The organism is Streptomyces sp. NBC_01433 (assembly GCF_026340105.1).
GTDB lineage: Bacteria > Actinomycetota > Actinomycetes > Streptomycetales > Streptomycetaceae > Streptomyces.
In genome coordinates, this window is sequence record NZ_JAPEPM010000001.1 from 3,298,236 (window position 1) to 3,313,846 (window position 15,611).

Sequence of the window (15,611 nt, forward strand, 5' to 3'; positions counted from 1 at the left end):
CGCGCAGAGGTGAGCCGGGTCAGCCGTCAGCTGCCCGCGCGCAGGACGTCCGCCACCACCGGGCCTGCCGCGTCGCCGCCGTGGCCGCCGGACTGGACGACCGCCGCCGCCGCGAGGTCGTTGCTGAAGCCGGTGAACCAGCTGTTGGACGTGCCCTGTCCGTCGACCTCCGCCGAGCCCGTCTTGGCGCCCTTGTCGCCGCCGACCGAGGCCATGGCGTCCCTGCCGGTGCCCCAGGCGGCCGTCGCCCGCATCATCTGGGTGACCTGCTGGGACACATGCGCGGGCAGGGAGCGGGACGCGGTGGCGAGCTGACGGTTGTCCAGGGACTGCGGGACGATGACGGGCTGGCGGAAGGTGCCGGTCCGGGCGGTCGCCGTGATGGACGCCATGTTGAGGGCATTCATCTGGACGGTGCCCTGCCCGATGTACTGGGCCGCGGCCACGCCGCCGGTCTCCTCGGGGACGCTGCCGTCCGTGGTGACGACGCCGGTCTTCCAGTCCAGGCCGATCCCGAAGACGTCCCGGGCCTCCTTGGCGAGGGCCGCGTCGTCCTTCGTGTCGTCGATCAGCTTGATGAAGGCCGTGTTGCAGGACTTGGCGAAGCTCTGGGTGAACGTGCTGCCGTCCGGCAGGTCGAAGTGGTCCAGGTTGCGGAATGAATTGCCCTGGTACATCACGTCCTTGGGGCACTCCGTCGCGCCGTTGGCGGTGGCGAGGCCCTTCTCGATCAGCATCGCGGCCGTCATGATCTTCAGCGTCGAACCGGGCGCCTGCTTGCCCTGGAGCGCCACGTTGAACTCGGTCACCGGGTTGTTGGCCACCGCGCGTATCGCACCGGTGGAGGGTTTGACGGCGACCACCGATGCCTGGCCGAACTTCTTGACCGCCCCTTCGGCCGCCGCCTGGGCGTCGGCGTCCAGGGTCGTCCGGAGCTTGCCAGGCTTGCCCTTGGCCAGGGTCAGCAGCGTCTTGTCCGGGGCCTTCTTGCCTGCGCTCTCGATCCAGGTCTCTATGCCGGGCGTGCCGCCGACCTCGGAGCCGTACTTCGTGCGCAGGGTCTCCAGGATCGGCCCGAGCGAAGGGTACTTCTCCTTGGTCAGCGCCTTGTCGTTGTGGTCGACCGCCTCGATCTGCGGGGTGGAGGACTCGCCGGTCCGCAGCGTCGCGCCCTCCGTCAGCTGCGGGTGGACGACGGAGGGCGCCCAGTCGACCAGGGCCTTTCCGGTGGTCACACCGCGCACCACGGTCAGTTCCGAGGCGTACGACCAGGGCTTGGACTTCCCCTTGTACGAGACGGTCGCCTTCACCGTGAACGGCACCTTCGTGCCGACCGCGGGGCCCGGGGTGATCACGGCCTTGCCGGCATGGGCGTCCTCGGCGAATCCGGTGAGCAGCGGCTCGGCGGCCGACTCGTTGTTGGTGAGTGCGGAGGCGCCCGTCGCGTCCCCGGCCGCCCACGCGGTGAAGAAGTCCTTCGACGTCCCGGTGATCTCCGCCCCGCTGAGCGGTCCCGTCTTCACTTCCTGTGACGCGGACTTGGTGTCCGTACCGCCGTCGCCGTCGCCGTCGCCACCGTCACCGCCCCCGACCATGCTGTACGCCCCGTAGCCGATACCGCCGGCCACCAGGACGAACACTCCGCCGACCACGGCGACCTTCGCTCCACTGCGCATCTGTGCAGTCCCCCTCCCCAGGAGTCCCCCTTGAACGTGTTCAAGGGGGAGTTGCCGAGAACCCTAAGGGGTGGTGACGGCTGGTGAGGGCGTCGTTACCGGACCGGAATGCTGACCGGTGAGCGTTACACCCAGGTGTCCAGCCACATCCGGTCGCGCCAGGAGTCCTCCGGGATCGAGGTCCCCGTGTACAGCGGCCAGAAGTAGATGAAGTTCCAGACGATCAGCAGGACCAGCACGCCCGCGGCGATCGCCCCCAGCGTCCGGCGTCTCTCGCCGTTCGGGTCGTCCCTCGTCAGGCCCAGTTCCGCTCTGGCCCCGGTCCCCGCCGCCGGGCCCAGCAGGGCGCCGATCATCATCGACACGGCCAGACACAGGAACGGTACGAACACGACCGCGTAGAACAGGAAGATCGTGCGCTCCTGGTAGAGGAACCAGGGCAGCCAGCCCGCCGCCACCCCGCAGGCGATCGCGCCCGCCCGCCAGTCGCGCCGGAAGAACCAGCGCCACAGCACGTACAGCAGCGCGAAGCACGCCGCCCACCAGAGCAGCGGGGTGCCGATGGCGAGCACCTCGGCGGCGCACTTGCCGGTCGAGGACTCCTTGCAGCCGCTCTTCTCCTCGTAGAAGTACGAGACGGGGCGGCCCAGGATGATCCAGCTCCAGGGGTTGGACTGGTACGTGTGGCCGGAGGTCAGGCCGACATGAAAGTCGTACACCTGGTTCTCGTAGTGCCACAGGCTGCGCAGCCAGTCCGGCAGCCAGGTCCAGCTGCCGCCCTTGCCCTCGGTCGCCGCCCAGTTGCGGTAGTACCCCTTGTCCGTGACGATCCAGCCGGTCCACGAGACCACGTACGTGCCGATCGCGACCGGCACCGTGGAGATGAACGCGGGCAGCAGATCCCGCCGCGCCACCGCCCGGTACGGCCGCACCGCGCCCGCCGTGCGCCGCGCGGCCACGTCCCACAGCACCGCCATCACGCCGAACGCGGCCAGGATGTAGAGGCCGTTCCACTTCGTGGCGAACGCCAGGCCCAGCATCACGCCCGCGCCGATCCGCCACGGCCGCCACCCCAGCCGCAGGTCCTCGGCGATCCGGTAGTCCGGGCGCAGCACGCCCTCCTCCTCGTCGACCGGAAGCGCGGCGGCCAGTTTCCGGCGGGCCCAGTCGCGGTCGATCACCAGGCACCCGAAGGCCGCCAGCACGAAGAACATCAGGATCAGGTCGAGGAGCGCGGCGCGGCTCATCACGAAGTGCAGGCCGTCCACCGCGAGGAGCAGGCCCGCCAGACAGCCCAGGAACGTCGAGCGGAACAGCCGCCGGCCGATCCGGCACAGCAGCAGGACGGACACCGTGCCCAGCAGCGCGACCATGAAGCGCCAGCCGAACGGCGTGAAGCCGAAGAGCTGCTCGCCGATCCCGATGATCCACTTGCCGACCGGCGGATGCACGACATAGCCGGGCTCGACGGGGATCTTCACCCCGGACGGATTCTGCAGGATCAGTTTGTCGACGTCCTTGGGCCAGGCCCCCTCGTACCCCTGGTTGATCAGCGCCCAGGCGTCCTTGGCGTAATACGTCTCATCGAATATCACCGCGTCCGGCTTGCCCAGGTTCCAGAACCGCAGCAGCCCGGCGACCAGGGTCACCAGCAGCGGACCGCCCCAGGCGGACCAGCGCACGATCCGGTCCGCGAGCGGTGCGGGCACCCCGAGCACCGCCCACAGCCGGGGTCCCGGGCGGGTGTACGGCGGCATCAGCCGCTCGCGCAGCCCGGTCTCCGGCCGGGGCGTATGGCCGAAGCGGCGCAGCCGCCGCTGCCAGGAATGCGGCTGTTCGCCGTGCGGATCCCCGGCGTCGTGGCCCTGCTGGGCTTCGGGTGCGGTACTCGTCACCGCGCCATCGTAGGGAACGCATCTGTGCGAGGTGCGCCGCCAGGGCTGGGAGGATGACTGTTGTGACTGGAACGACTGGAACGCTGGTACTCGCAGGGACCCCCATCGGCGACGTGGCGGACGCCCCGCCACGGCTCGCCGCCGAGCTGGAGAGGGCCGATGTCGTCGCCGCCGAGGACACCCGGCGGCTGCGCCGCCTCACCCAGGCGCTCGGCATCCACACCACGGGGCGTGTCGTCTCCTACTTCGAGGGCAACGAGTCGGCGCGTACGCCCGAACTGGTCGAGGCGCTGACCGGCGGGGCGCGGGTCCTGCTGGTCACGGACGCCGGGATGCCATCGGTCTCCGACCCCGGCTACCGGCTCGTCGCCGCCGCCGTCGAGAAGGACATCCGGGTCACCGCCGTGCCGGGCCCGTCGGCGGTGCTGACGGCACTGGCCCTGTCCGGGCTGCCCGTGGACCGGTTCTGCTTCGAGGGCTTCCTGCCCCGCAAGGCGGGCGAACGGCTCGGCAAGCTCCGTGAGGTCGCCGACGAGCGCCGCACGATGGTCTTCTTCGAGGCCCCGCACCGGCTGGACGACACGCTGGCCGCGATGGCCGAGGTGTTCGGCGCGGACCGCCGGGCCGCCGTGTGCCGGGAGCTGACCAAGACGTACGAGGAAGTGAAGCGCGGCCCGCTGGGCGACCTCGCCGTCTGGGCGGCGGAGGGGGTGCGCGGCGAGATCACCGTCGTGGTCGAGGGCGCCACGGACTCCGGCAAGGAGGACCTGGACGCCGAGGAGCTCGTGCGCCGGGTGCAGGTGCGCGAGGAGGCGGGGGAGCGGCGCAAGGAGGCCATCGCGGCGGTCGCGGCGGCGGCCGGACTGCCCAAGCGGGAGGTGTTCGACGCGGTCGTCGCGGCCAAGAACGCCGCGCGGGCCCCGAAGGCCTGACAGACCCGCGAGGGCCCCGAAGGCATGACCGGCCCGGAGCGGTGGGGTATCCGACCGGTCCGGAACGCGCACACGTCAGAGGCGTTCCGTCAGCAGGGCGTGGATCGTCGCGATGAACGGGTCGGTCCTGTTCACCCGCCGGGTGGTCATGGCGGCCACGGCGGTCCCGGTGTCCGGGCGGAAGCCGAGGAACGCCTGCTGCCCGAGGGTGGCTCCGGCGTGGAAGTACACCGGTCCGCGCGGTGACGGATGGCGGAACCAGGTCAGCGTGTGCGTGTGGGCGTGCCGCAGACCGCGCCGCAGCAGCGGACGCCGTACCTCCGCGAACGCGGCGGCCAGCGGACGCGTGGGCGCCACGGCACCCGGAAGATGCGCCTCCAGGAACGTGAGCAGGTCCGACGGTGTCGACCGCATCGCTCCGGCGGCGGTGAACCCGCCGGTGTCGAGCGCGGGCAGCGGCCTGCCGTCGCGCCGGTGCCCCACGGCGTCGCTGCCCGGGGGCCCGGTGCGCGGCCGGGTGCCGTGCAGCCCGAGCGGGCCCAGCACCTCCTGCTGGAGCAGCGCCTCCCAGGGCGTGCCGGTGGCGGCGGTCAGGGTGTGCCCGAGTACGGAGACCGCGAAGTTCGAGTAGTGCCAGCGGGTGCCCGGCCGGTGGCGCGGGCGGGCCCGGAGGAACGCCCGGACGACCCGGTCGGCCGGGTAGCCGCTGTACGGCGCGGTGGACCACCGGGGCAGCGCCTGCGGGTAGAAGTCGGCCGGCACCCCGGGGAGGCCCGCGGTGTGGGTGATCAGATGGCGCAGGGTGATGGCGCGCACCGCGGGGTGCACCGGGTGGCCCGGTGCCAGCAGTCCGGCCGCCGAGTCCTCGTACCGCACCCGGCCCGCCGCGACGAGTGCGGCGAGCAGCAGCCCGGCGAAGGGCTTCGACGCGGAACCCAGCTCGTAGTGGAGCCGGTCGGGGGGTACGTCGCCGGGCGGCACGACGCCGTGCCGGACCGTGCGGTGGCCCCGGTGGCTGAGCGCGATCACGAGGCCGGGCGAGTCGATGGTCCGGGCGGCCTCGGCCAGCAGCCGGGCCCGCTCGTCGCCGTCCTGGGACGGACGGCCGGTGGGGGCCCGGCGGACGTCCTGCCGCGCCGTCACGCGGGGGCCGGGGCGGAGAGGTCGGACATGGCGCGGGACAGGGACAGTGCCGAGGCGAACGCGGCCACCAGCGTCGGGTGGTAGACGAGGTCGAAGACCGACTCCTCGTCCCCTTCCGGCATGGCGCCCATCACCGGCATCGCCCCGTCCGGCTGCTGGGCCCCGGCGAACCCCTGCCAGGCGGCCGGGTCCAGGGTCGGCCGCGGCAGGCAGGCGTCGACGACGAGCAGTTCGCCCAGCAGGTCCCAGCGGCCCAGGTCGAGCCAGTCGTCCAGCCACACCGGCAGCCAGCGGGCGAGGTAGTCCGCCACCTCGGCGGGCAGCCCGGCCGGGCTCTCGCCCCAGTCGGTCAGATGGAAGACCGTGTGGGTGATGTCGTAGGCGATATGGCCCTCGACGGTCCAGGGCTCGGGCATCCGGGCGAGCCAGGTGCGCCGGTACGCCTCGTCGAGCGGCACGCTCGGCTCCACCCCGAAGCGGCGCTCCATGGCGCTGATGCCGAGGCGGCGCACCGGGAGGACCTCCAGTGCGCCCCAACTGCTCAGCCGGTGGTTGAGCCGGACGGCGGCCTCCAGGGACGGCTCGCGGAAGCCCAGCTCCCGGAACGGTACGTAGACCTCCAGGGGAACGGGGGAGAGCGGCTCGCGCCGCTGGCCGTCGACCAGCCGGGCTCCGGAGCCGAGCAGCTCGTGCCAGGCGTGGTCGAGGAGCTTGCGCGCCAGGGCGGCCTGCTGGGACCCGGCGACCCCTTCCCGGAAGATGACCTTGCCGATGAGCGCCAGCTCGCCGAGCGGCTTGAAGCGGTCCAGGGGGCCCGCCTCGGGTGCCGGGTCGTCGTCCAGCCGGAAGCCGTCCCGGTGCTCGTACAGCCATCCCAGGGCCCGCGCGCCCACGTCATGGATCTGCTGGATGCCGCTCATGCGGCAGCTCCCTTCGTACGGTGGTCCGCCAGCCGCTTCAGGGACACTGCGGCGGCGAACGCGGTCACCAGGGTGGAGTGGTAGCAGGCGAGGAAGGGGTACGGGTCCGGGGCGTCCGCTGCGTCCGCGGAGTCCGGCGCGGGCCGGACCGGGCGGGTGAGCGGCGGACCCGTCTCCGGTACGGCGCCGCTCGGCGCCTGCGCGGCGGCGAGCGCGGGCCAGGCCGTGTCCAGCAGGGCCGCGGGCGGCGGGCCCGGCAGGGCGGCGGCGACCGCGAGCAGCTCGCCGGTCAGGTCCCACTGCGTGCTCTCCAGGCAGCCGTCGACCCAGGGGGGCAGCCAGGCCCGCAGATAGGCGTCGATGTCGGCGGGCATCCGCTCCGGGACACAGCACCAGTCCGTGATGTGGAAGACGGTGTGGGTCAGCGCGTAGCCGGAGGGCCCTTCGAACATCCACGGCTCGGACAGCCCGCCCAGCCAGGTGCGCGCGAGGACCGGACCCGGGTCGGTGTGCGGGGCGACGCCGACCCGCCGCTCCGAGTTGATCAGCCCGAGCTCCCGGTTGGCGTGCTGCTCGGTGTGGGCCCAGCCCCTGGTCGCGGAGAGCGTTCCGGCCAGCCGCTCGAAACCCTCGTGGCGCAGCCCGTGTCCGGCGAAGGCGGCGTAGATCTCGTACGGGTACGCGGCGAAGGGTTCGCCACGCAGCAGCTCCAGCAGCAGGTCGCCGTCGTGCACCTGCTCCCACGCGAAGGCGATGAGCTCCCCGGCCGTCCCGTGTTCCGGGGTGTCGGGGGCGGTGCTGCGGTGGATCGTGGCGCAGAGCTGGGCCAGCTCGCCCAGGGGTTTGAGCGTGCCGTTGACCTGGGTGTGCGGCTCCAGCACGTCCTGGGGGAGGACGAAGCCCGAGCGGTGGGCGTCGGCCCAGCCGAGGGCCTGGCGCAGTACGCGGGGCAGCACGGACAGTGCCGCGTCCGTCGTACCGCCGGGCTGTGCGCCGAGGTCGGCGGTCGCCGGTGCCGTCACCGCGCCCGCCCCTCGGCCATGAGCCGGGCCGCCCGTACGTGCAGCGCGACCCGGGGGTCCGGGCCGCCCATGAGCTCGACGAAGTCGAGCCCGCGTTCCAGACCCAGGCTGTCGGGCCGGCCGTCCAGCGCGGCCAGCCAGCGGCCCGCTCCCGCCGCCTGGAGCCAGTCGCGCCGCCGCACCGCGCGCACGAACCCCCGGGACAGGTCCACGACCCGGTGGGCGGCGGCCCGGTGCACGGCCGACGAGGCGGCCGGGACGGCGAGCGGGGCCAGTACGGAGAGCTGATGGGTGAAGGACTGCCAGGGGGCCCCTTCGAGCCACGCCGCGTCGGGTTCGCCGGTGCCGTGCCCGGCGGCCGACGGCTGTCCGGTGGCGGTGGTGGCCGGTGCCGTCCGGTGCAGGGCGGACATCATGCCCCAGTGGCTCCAGGCCGTGGCGTCGGAGGAGTCGGGCCGGGGCGGGAATTCCCGCACGGCACGGTGGAGTACGGCAATGTCTCCGGGATGCGGATTGCGCCCGAAAAGAACACTGGGAAGAAGCAGATCGGCTCCGATGACGCGTACCGCGGCAATTCCTGTCCGGTTTTCCTCGTCGATTCCGGCAGCGCCGCAAACCGTGGCGAGGTGGTCCTCGCTCCGAAGAGCGAGGACCACCTCTGTTGCCAGGTCATGCACGGCACCCGCAAGGGGGGACGAGGCATGTGACTGGTCCATTTGCTACCGACTAGCCCTTCTTCGGGCGGGGGGTCGGAGGCGAGAGCAGCAGAGCGCCGCCGCCTGCGATCAGTGCGAGGTACGCGCACTCGCGCGAGTCCCGGTAGAAGCCCTCGGCCTCGCCCGGGTTGAGCGCGGCGTCGAGGTCGATCTCGATGTCGGTGGCAGTGGATTCGGTGGTGTACATGGGTTGTTCCCCGTCCTGTGGGAAGTGGGGTGTGCGTACGGTCCGAGTGAAATACACGAAATGTAAACCCGCAAATCGGACCGGTCCGCAAGGGAATTTACTCATTCAATTGAATGTGAATTCTTATAGCTCGCGCCAAGGCAATGGCCTGGGGGAATGCCTATTCCACTCACTCGGCCGGGGGGTAGTACGTGGGGCGCATTCAGCCCGGCGCGGGGAGCGCACGAGAGTGTTCGGTGCGCGGCCGGTCACGGGCGACCCTGTCCGGCGCCATGCGGGGGCAAAGGGCGGCCCAAGGAGGCCAAGAACGCATCAATGCTGGCCCTGAGCTGGTGCGTCAGCCCATACGGAGGTGTCCACTGGAGGGTGACGGGCAATCCCCGGAATGCTTGTCCGGCGGACAAGAGGAGCAAGTATGAGCGAGATCGCAGCAACCACCGTGCATGAGGCGTACGCCTTCGCCTGCATGAGGTGCGGATTCGGCTGGGAACAGGCCTACGAGATAGAGCATCACGTCGACGGCTCCGGCAACGCCTTCGTGGTCTACAAGGCGGACGGGGAGCGGGTGCCCTCACCGCTGTCCACCCCCACCTGCACGAACTGCGGTGGCCATGTGGTCCGGATCATGCGGTCCGGCCGGGTCTCCAGCGTTCAGCAGCTGCTCCAGCGCCAGCAGATCCCGAAGACCCCGAAGGCCCCGAAGTCCGCAGCGCCCGCCGAGGGGGACGCGGTCGCCGCGGCTCCGGCGGCATCGCACCACTGGCATCTGTCCGACCTGCTGCATCCCTTCCACCGCCGGTAGACGTACCGGCCGGTCACCGCGACGCCGACAGGCGTGCGGCGTTCCGCGCGGTCGGCCCGCCGGTCATCCCGTGACCGGCGGGCCGGTTCACGTCGCGGTGAGCGCGTCAGGCACGTCCTCGTACGATCGTGGGCATGAGCCGTACGGAAGCCCCGCCGCTGCCCGAGCCCCTGCGGGTTCCGGTCGCCGATTCGCACACCCACCTGGACATGCAGGACGGAACCGTCGAGGAGGGCCTGGCCAGGGCCGCGGCGGTCAATGTCACCACCGTCGTCCAGGTGGGCTGCGACGTCGCGGGCTCGCGCTGGGCCGCCGAGACCGCGGCCGCCCACCCTGCCGTGCACGCCTCGGTCGCCCTGCACCCGAACGAGGCGCCGCGCATCGTGCACGGTGACCCCGACGGCGGGTCGAGGCAGGGGATCAGGGCGCCGGGCGGGAAGGCGGCGCTCGACGAGGCGCTCGCGGAGATCGACGCGCTGGCCGCGCTCGACCACGTACGCGGCGTCGGTGAGACCGGCCTCGACCACTTCCGTACGGGTCCCGAGGGCATGGCCGCCCAGGAGGAGTCCTTCCGGGCCCACATCGAGATCGCCAAACGGCACGGCAAGGCCCTCGTCATCCACGACCGCGACGCGCACGCGGATGTGCTGCGCGTCCTCGCCGACGCGGGAGCCCCCGAGCGGACCGTGTTCCACTGCTACTCCGGCGACGCCGACATGGCCCGGATCTGCGCGGACGCCGGGTACTTCATGTCCTTCGCGGGCAACGTCACCTTCAAGAACGCCCAGCCGCTGCGCGACGCGCTGGCCGTCGCCCCGACCGAGCTGGTCCTGGTCGAGACGGACGCCCCCTTCCTCACGCCCGCCCCGTACCGAGGGCGCCCCAACGCCCCCTACCTCATCCCGGTCACCCTGCGCGCCATGGCGGCCGTGAAGGGCCTCGACGAGGACACGCTCGCCGCGGCGATCTACGACAACACCGCGCGGGCGTTCGACTACTGACGTATAGCTGGAGCGCGCGCCGAAGAGCCGGACGAAGAGCCGGACGGTGGGCGCACCCCGCCGCCTCCCGCCCGGCCAGCGGGGGGCGAGCCCGTGGCCGCGCCGCGGCCGTAGGCTTACCGGGTGAGCAGCACAGAGCCCGACGCCCTCCTGGGCCCCGCAGACATCCGCGACCTGGCCGCCAAACTGGGCGTACGCCCCACCAAGCAGCGCGGTCAGAACTTCGTCATCGACGCCAACACGGTCCGCAGGATCGTGCGCACCGCGGAGGTCCGCCCGGACGACGTGGTCGTCGAGGTCGGTCCGGGGCTCGGCTCGCTGACCCTGGCACTGCTGGAGGCGGCCGACCGGGTCGTCGCCGTGGAGATCGACGACACCCTCGCCGCCGCCCTGCCGGCCACGGTCGCCGCCCGGATGCCGGAGCGCGCCGACCGGTTCGCCCTGGTCCACTCCGACGCGATGCTCGTGACCGAGCTGCCCGGCCCGCAGCCGACCGCCCTGGTGGCGAACCTGCCGTACAACGTGGCGGTACCGGTCCTGCTCACCATGCTGGAGCGCTTCCCGAGCATCGAGCGGACCCTGGTCATGGTCCAGGCCGAGGTGGCCGACCGGCTCGCCGCGCGGCCCGGCAACAAGGTCTACGGCGTGCCGTCGGTGAAGGCCAACTGGTACGCGGACGTCAAGCGCGCCGGGTCCATCGGCCGGACGGTCTTCTGGCCCGCGCCGAACGTCGACTCGGGGCTCGTCTCCCTGGTCCGGCGCACCGAACCCATCCACACCACGGCGAGCCGGAAAGAGGTCTTCGCCGTCGTCGACGCCGCCTTCGCCCAGCGCCGCAAGACGCTGCGCGCCGCGCTGTCCGGATGGGCCGGTTCCGCGCCCGCCGCCGAGGCCGCGCTGGTCGCCGCCGGGATCTCCCCGCAGGCCCGCGGCGAGGCGCTGACGGTCGAGGAATTCGCCGCCATCGCCGAGAACAAGCCCGCCGCGACCGCCGACGTTCCCGGGAGCGGCGAGTGAGCGGGACCGTCCGTCCGACGGCCGCGGGCGTCACCGTTCGCGTCCCCGCCAAGGTCAACGCGCAGCTCGCCGTCGGCGCCGCGCGCCCCGACGGGTTCCACGACCTGGCCAATGTCTTCCTCGCCGTCGGCCTGTACGACGAGGTCACCGCCACCCCGGCCGACGAGCTGACGATCACCTGCTCCGGCCCGGACGCCGCCCAGGTCCCGCTGGACGCCAGCAACCTCGCCGCCCGCGCCGCGCTCGCGCTCGCCGCACGGCACGGCATCGCCCCCGGCGTGCACCTCCACATCACCAAGGACATCCCCGTCGCGGGCGGCATGGCGGGGGGCAGCGCCGACGGGGCCGCCGCCCTGCTGGCCTGCGACGCCCTGTGGGGCACCGGCGCCACCCGTGCGGAACTGCTCGCCATCTGCGCCGAGCTGGGCAGCGACGTCCCCTTCAGCCTGGTCGGCGGAGCGGCGCTCGGCGTCGGACGCGGTGAACAGCTCACCCCCGTCGAGGTCGGCGGCACCTTCCACTGGGTCTTCGCGGTCGCCGACGGGGGGCTCTCCACCCCGGCGGTGTACGGCGAGTTCGACCGGCTCACCGCCGGTACGGACGTCCCCGCGCCCACCGCGTCCGAAGCGCTCCTGGACGCCCTGCGCTCCGGCGACTCCGGCGCACTCGCGGCGACCCTGAGCAACGACCTCCAGCCCGCCGCGCTCTCCCTGCGCCCCTCGCTGGCCGACACCCTCGCCGCGGGCACCGGGGCGGGCGCCCTGGCCGCGCTGGTCTCCGGCTCCGGGCCGACCACCGCGTTCCTGGTGGCGGACGAGGCGTCGGCCCGCAAGGTGGCCGACGCCCTGCTCGGCTCCGGGACCTGCCGGAACGCGCGGATCGCGGTGTCGCCCGCCCCCGGTGCGACCGTCGTCTGACGCCGGAGTCCGCCCCCGGTGCGACTGTCGTCCGACGCCGGGGGTCCGCCCCCGGTACGACCGTCGCCCGACGACGGGTACTCAGACGGGAATTGAGTACGGTCGCGCTCCCGCCCCCGGGCGATCGGCGCGACCGTACCCGTATGGGATCAAGTGTTCGTGCGGGATCGAGTGTTCGTGAACTGGCCGGGGCGACGCCCGCCACCCGGGACCGCTACATCGACCTGCTGCGCGTCGCCTCGCTCGGCACGGTCGTCCTCGGCCACTGGCTGATGGCCGCCGTCACGTCCGACGGCGTCGGCAACCTGCTCGCCGTCGTCCCCGGCCTCCAGCCGCTGACCTGGCTGCTCCAGATCATGCCGGTGTTCTTCTTCGTCGGCGGCTTCTCGCACGCCCTGTCCTACCGCTCCCTGCTCCGCAAGCGCCCCGAGGGCTCCACGGACTCCGTCTACTCCGCCTTCCTGCGGGCCAGGCTCCAGCGGCTGCTGCGGCCCACCGTGGTCTTCATCCTCGTCTGGGGCGCGGCCGCGCTGATCGTCCAGCTGCTGGGCGGGGGCGGCGGGCTGACCGGGGTCACGCTGCGGCTGGTGACCCAGCCGCTCTGGTTCATCGGGATCTACCTCGCCATGGTGGCGTTCACCCCGCCGCTGCTGAAGCTGCACCAGCGCTACGGATGGGGTGCCTTCGCCGCGCTCGCCGGTGCCGCGGTCGCCGTCGACGTCCTGCGGTTCGCCGCCTCGGTCCCGTACGTCTCGTTCCTGAACTTCGCCTTCGTCTGGCTCGCGGTCCACCAGCTCGGGTTCCTGCGCGCCGACGGCCGCATCCGCCGCCCAGCCCTGCTCGCCGGGGCCGGACTGGTCTCCGCCGCGGCGCTGGTGGCGCTGGGCCCGTATCCGCTGTCCATGGTCGGCATGCCCGGCGAGAAGGTCAGCAACATGGCCCCGCCCACCCTCGCCCTGCTCTGCCACGGCCTCTGGCTCGTCGGCGCCGTCGAGCTGCTGCGCGGACCGGGCGCCCGCCTCGTCGCCCGGCCCCGGGTCTGGCGCACCGTCGTCGCCGCCAACGGGATGGCGATGACCGCGTTCCTCTGGCACCTCACCGCGATGCTCGGGGTGTACGGGGCGATGCTCGCCCTCGACGTCCCGCTGCCCGAACCGGCCACCGGCGCCTGGTGGGCCCAGGTCCCGCTCCGGCTCGCGGCGGCCGTCGCCGTCACCGCGGGGCTGGTCGCCGTCTTCCGTACCTTCGAACGGCCGGTCCCCGCCGTGCCGGGCAAGGGCTCCGGCCCCGTCTCGGCGCTCGGCGCGACGCTCTGCCTGCTCGGTGTGCTCGGCCTGTCCATGGTGGGCTTCGGCGGGCTCCTGGAGGGGCACACCGCGCTGCTCATCGCGGTACGGGTCAGCGCCCCGGCCGCCGTCGCGATGACCCTCGGCGGCTGGCTGCTGGTGGAACGCGCGGGGCGATGAGCACGGTGCCGGGCCCGGACGGGGCCGGGGCCGGGGCGTCGGTGCCCCGCCGCGCCGTACCCTGGGGGAGTCGAACAGTCCCCCTGGGCAGGAGTGAAATGGCCGTCAATCTGGTCAATGTCGAGCAGGTCAGCAAGGTGTACGGCACCCGTGCCCTGCTCGACGGCGTATCCCTCGGGGTGTCCGAGGGCGACCGGATCGGTGTCGTCGGCCGCAACGGCGACGGCAAGACGACCCTCATCCGGATGCTCGCCAAGCTGGAGGAGGCGGACACCGGCCGGGTCACGCACAACGGCGGGCTGCGTCTCGGGGTCCTCACCCAGCACGACTCCCTCGACCCGACGGCGACCATCCGCCACGAGGTCATCGGCGATCTCGCCGACCACGAGTGGGCGGGCAGCGCCAAGATCCGTGATGTGCTCACCGGGCTGTTCGGCGGGCTCGCCCTGCCCGGCTTCGAGCACGGCCTGGACACCGTCATCGCCCCGCTCTCCGGCGGTGAGCGCCGCCGTATCGCGCTGGCCAAGCTGCTCATCGGCGAACCGGACCTGATCGTCCTCGACGAGCCCACCAACCACCTCGACGTCGAGGGCATCTCCTGGCTGGCCGGACATCTGCGGGCCCGCCGCTCGGCGCTCGTCTGCGTCACGCACGACCGGTGGTTCCTCGACCAGGTCTGCACCAGCATGTGGGACGTCCAGCGCGGCACGGTCCACGAGTACGAGGGCGGCTACAGCGACTACGTCTTCGCCCGCGCCGAACGGGAGCGGATCGCCGCGACCGAGGAGTCCAAGCGGCAGAACCTGATGCGCAAGGAGCTGGCCTGGCTGCGCCGCGGCGCCCCCGCCCGTACGTCGAAGCCGCGCTACCGCATCGAGGCCGCCAACGAGCTGATCGCCGATGTGCCGCCGCCGCGCGACACCAGCGAACTGATGAAGTTCGCCAACGCCCGCCTCGGCAAGACCGTCTTCGACCTGGAGGACGTGACCATCCAGGCCGGGCCCAAGACGCTGCTCACCCACCTCACCTGGCAGCTCGGTCCGGGCGACCGGATCGGCCTGGTCGGGGTCAACGGCGCGGGCAAGACCTCGCTGCTGCGGGCGCTGGAGGAGGCCTGCCGTACGCAGGGCGAGGAGCAGCCGGCCGCCGGAAAGGTCATCGTCGGCAAGACCGTCCGGCTGGCCTACCTCTCCCAGGAGGTCACCGAGCTGCCCCCGAACCTGCGGGTGCTGGAAGCCGTCCAGCAGGTGCGCGACCGGGTCGACCTGGGCAAGGGCCGCGAGATGACCGCGGGCCAGCTCTGCGAGCAGTTCGGCTTCTCGAAGGAGAAGCAGTGGACCCCGGTCGGCGACCTGTCCGGCGGTGAGCGGCGCAGGCTGCAGATCCTGCGGCTGCTGATGGACGAGCCCAACGTGCTCTTCCTCGACGAGCCGACCAACGACCTGGACATCGAGACCCTGACCCAGCTGGAGGACCTCCTCGACGGCTGGCCCGGGTCGATGATCGTGATCTCCCACGACCGGTTCTTCATCGAGCGGACCACGGACCGGGTGATGGCGCTGCTCGGCGACCGCGCACTGCGGATGCTGCCGCGCGGGATCGACGAGTACCTGGAGCGCAGGCAGCGGATGGAGGAGACGGTCACGCCCTCCGCCGCCCCGGCAGCGCCCGGCCGGACGTCCGCGCCGGTCCCGGCCGTGTCGCCGCAGGAGGCGCGGGCGGCGAAGAAGGAGCTCCAGAAGGTCGAGCGGCAGCTCGACAAGATGTCGACGCGGGAAACCACCCTGCACGCGCAGATCGCCGACAACGCCACCGACTTCGAGAAGGTCGCCAAGCTCGACGCCGAGCTGCGCGAACTGGTCACGGAGCGCGATGTGCTGGAGATGCGCTGGCTGGAGCTGGCCGAGGACGCCTGAC

At 72.5% G+C, this 15,611-nt stretch carries 15 protein-coding genes; 8 read left to right on the forward strand and 7 right to left on the reverse strand.

All coding sequences use genetic code 11. The annotated features are described in order from the left end of the window. Nucleotides 1-26: 26 nt before the first annotated feature. Together OG413_RS14895 and OG413_RS14900 are read right to left on the reverse strand one after the other, a co-directional pair. A complete protein-coding gene (locus OG413_RS14895) occupies nucleotides 27-1,676 on the reverse strand; it encodes a penicillin-binding transpeptidase domain-containing protein (protein ID WP_266805862.1) in 1,650 nt (549 codons plus the stop codon). Between the two features lie 125 nt (nucleotides 1,677-1,801). Continuing rightward, nucleotides 1,802-3,571 carry a dolichyl-phosphate-mannose--protein mannosyltransferase gene (locus tag OG413_RS14900; RefSeq protein WP_266805864.1) on the reverse strand — a complete coding sequence of 590 codons (1,770 nt, stop codon included), beginning with the start codon at nucleotides 3,569-3,571 and terminating at the stop codon, nucleotides 1,802-1,804. 53 nt (nucleotides 3,572-3,624) lie between these two features. Here OG413_RS14900 and rsmI point away from each other — a divergent pair, with 53 nt between their 5' ends. Then, nucleotides 3,625-4,503, forward strand: a complete 879-nt coding sequence (gene rsmI, locus OG413_RS14905) for a 16S rRNA (cytidine(1402)-2'-O)-methyltransferase (RefSeq protein ID WP_266805866.1) — start codon at nucleotides 3,625-3,627, stop codon at nucleotides 4,501-4,503. Nucleotides 4,504-4,578: 75 nt separating this feature from the next. On the opposite strand, the gene OG413_RS14910 is transcribed toward rsmI, so the two are convergent. The 4 genes from OG413_RS14910 to OG413_RS14925 form a co-directional block, all read right to left on the reverse strand. After that, entirely contained in the window at nucleotides 4,579-5,574 is a 996-nt protein-coding gene (locus tag OG413_RS14910) for a serine hydrolase (RefSeq protein ID WP_266810154.1), read from the reverse strand. A 68-nt stretch (nucleotides 5,575-5,642) separates the two neighbouring features. Then, a complete protein-coding gene (locus OG413_RS14915; RefSeq protein ID WP_266805867.1) occupies nucleotides 5,643-6,566 on the reverse strand; it encodes a hypothetical protein in 924 nt (307 codons plus the stop codon). Then, the gene (locus tag OG413_RS14920) at nucleotides 6,563-7,588 is read right to left on the reverse strand and encodes a hypothetical protein (RefSeq protein WP_266805868.1); all 1,026 of its coding nucleotides are present in this window, start codon (nucleotides 7,586-7,588) and stop codon (nucleotides 6,563-6,565) included. The genes OG413_RS14915 and OG413_RS14920 overlap by 4 nt, the downstream gene beginning before the upstream one ends. After that, the gene (locus OG413_RS14925) at nucleotides 7,585-8,163 is read right to left on the reverse strand and encodes a hypothetical protein (RefSeq protein ID WP_266810156.1); all 579 of its coding nucleotides are present in this window, start codon (nucleotides 8,161-8,163) and stop codon (nucleotides 7,585-7,587) included. Before OG413_RS14925 ends, OG413_RS14920 begins: the two co-directional genes overlap by 4 nt. Between OG413_RS14925 and OG413_RS14930 the strand changes: the two genes are divergently transcribed. Beyond that, on the forward strand, nucleotides 8,071-8,295 hold the full coding sequence (locus tag OG413_RS14930; protein ID WP_266810415.1) for a hypothetical protein: 225 nt from the start codon (nucleotides 8,071-8,073) through the stop codon (nucleotides 8,293-8,295). The two genes, OG413_RS14925 and OG413_RS14930, sit on opposite strands and share 93 nt — an antisense overlap. A 19-nt stretch (nucleotides 8,296-8,314) precedes the next feature. Here the strand turns inward: OG413_RS14930 and OG413_RS14935 are convergent, their stop codons facing one another. Next, complete coding sequence (locus OG413_RS14935; protein ID WP_266805869.1) at nucleotides 8,315-8,491, reverse strand: hypothetical protein; 177 nt, start codon at nucleotides 8,489-8,491, stop codon at nucleotides 8,315-8,317. A gap of 415 nt (nucleotides 8,492-8,906) precedes the next feature. Here OG413_RS14935 and OG413_RS14940 point away from each other — a divergent pair, with 415 nt between their 5' ends. The 6 genes from OG413_RS14940 to OG413_RS14965 all read left to right on the forward strand — a co-directional run bounded on the left by OG413_RS14940 (nucleotide 8,907) and on the right by OG413_RS14965 (nucleotide 15,610). After that, on the forward strand, nucleotides 8,907-9,293 hold the full coding sequence (locus OG413_RS14940) for a hypothetical protein (protein ID WP_266805870.1): 387 nt from the start codon (nucleotides 8,907-8,909) through the stop codon (nucleotides 9,291-9,293). Nucleotides 9,294-9,427: 134 nt separating this feature from the next. Next, on the forward strand, nucleotides 9,428-10,294 hold the full coding sequence (locus OG413_RS14945) for a TatD family hydrolase (RefSeq protein WP_266805872.1): 867 nt from the start codon (nucleotides 9,428-9,430) through the stop codon (nucleotides 10,292-10,294). A 123-nt stretch (nucleotides 10,295-10,417) separates the two neighbouring features. Further along, nucleotides 10,418-11,311 carry a 16S rRNA (adenine(1518)-N(6)/adenine(1519)-N(6))-dimethyltransferase RsmA gene (gene rsmA / locus OG413_RS14950; RefSeq protein ID WP_266805874.1) on the forward strand — a complete coding sequence of 298 codons (894 nt, stop codon included), beginning with the start codon at nucleotides 10,418-10,420 and terminating at the stop codon, nucleotides 11,309-11,311. Further along, the gene (locus tag OG413_RS14955; RefSeq protein WP_266805876.1) at nucleotides 11,308-12,228 is read left to right on the forward strand and encodes a 4-(cytidine 5'-diphospho)-2-C-methyl-D-erythritol kinase; all 921 of its coding nucleotides are present in this window, start codon (nucleotides 11,308-11,310) and stop codon (nucleotides 12,226-12,228) included. The genes rsmA and OG413_RS14955 overlap by 4 nt, the downstream gene beginning before the upstream one ends. Before the next feature lie 143 nt (nucleotides 12,229-12,371). Then, on the forward strand, nucleotides 12,372-13,694 hold the full coding sequence (locus OG413_RS14960) for an acyltransferase (RefSeq protein ID WP_266805878.1): 1,323 nt from the start codon (nucleotides 12,372-12,374) through the stop codon (nucleotides 13,692-13,694). Between the two features lie 98 nt (nucleotides 13,695-13,792). After that, on the forward strand, nucleotides 13,793-15,610 hold the full coding sequence (locus tag OG413_RS14965) for an ABC-F family ATP-binding cassette domain-containing protein (protein ID WP_266805880.1): 1,818 nt from the start codon (nucleotides 13,793-13,795) through the stop codon (nucleotides 15,608-15,610). Nucleotide 15,611: the final 1 nt, after the last annotated feature.

What these genes read in the sequence shown, in the direction of transcription:
- OG413_RS14940 (WP_266805870.1), top strand. Translation starts at nt 8,907, where the DNA reads ATGAGCGAGATCGCAGCAACCACCGTGCATGAGGCGTACGCCTTCGCC.
- OG413_RS14935 (WP_266805869.1), bottom strand. Translation starts at nt 8,491, where the DNA reads ATGTACACCACCGAATCCACTGCCACCGACATCGAGATCGACCTCGAC.
- OG413_RS14915 (WP_266805867.1), bottom strand. Translation starts at nt 6,566, where the DNA reads ATGAGCGGCATCCAGCAGATCCATGACGTGGGCGCGCGGGCCCTGGGA.
- OG413_RS14960 (WP_266805878.1), top strand. Translation starts at nt 12,372, where the DNA reads ATGGGATCAAGTGTTCGTGCGGGATCGAGTGTTCGTGAACTGGCCGGG.
- OG413_RS14895 (WP_266805862.1), bottom strand. Translation starts at nt 1,676, where the DNA reads ATGCGCAGTGGAGCGAAGGTCGCCGTGGTCGGCGGAGTGTTCGTCCTG.
- OG413_RS14965 (WP_266805880.1), top strand. Translation starts at nt 13,793, where the DNA reads ATGGCCGTCAATCTGGTCAATGTCGAGCAGGTCAGCAAGGTGTACGGC.
- rsmI (WP_266805866.1), top strand. Translation starts at nt 3,625, where the DNA reads ATGACTGTTGTGACTGGAACGACTGGAACGCTGGTACTCGCAGGGACC.
- OG413_RS14945 (WP_266805872.1), top strand. Translation starts at nt 9,428, where the DNA reads ATGAGCCGTACGGAAGCCCCGCCGCTGCCCGAGCCCCTGCGGGTTCCG.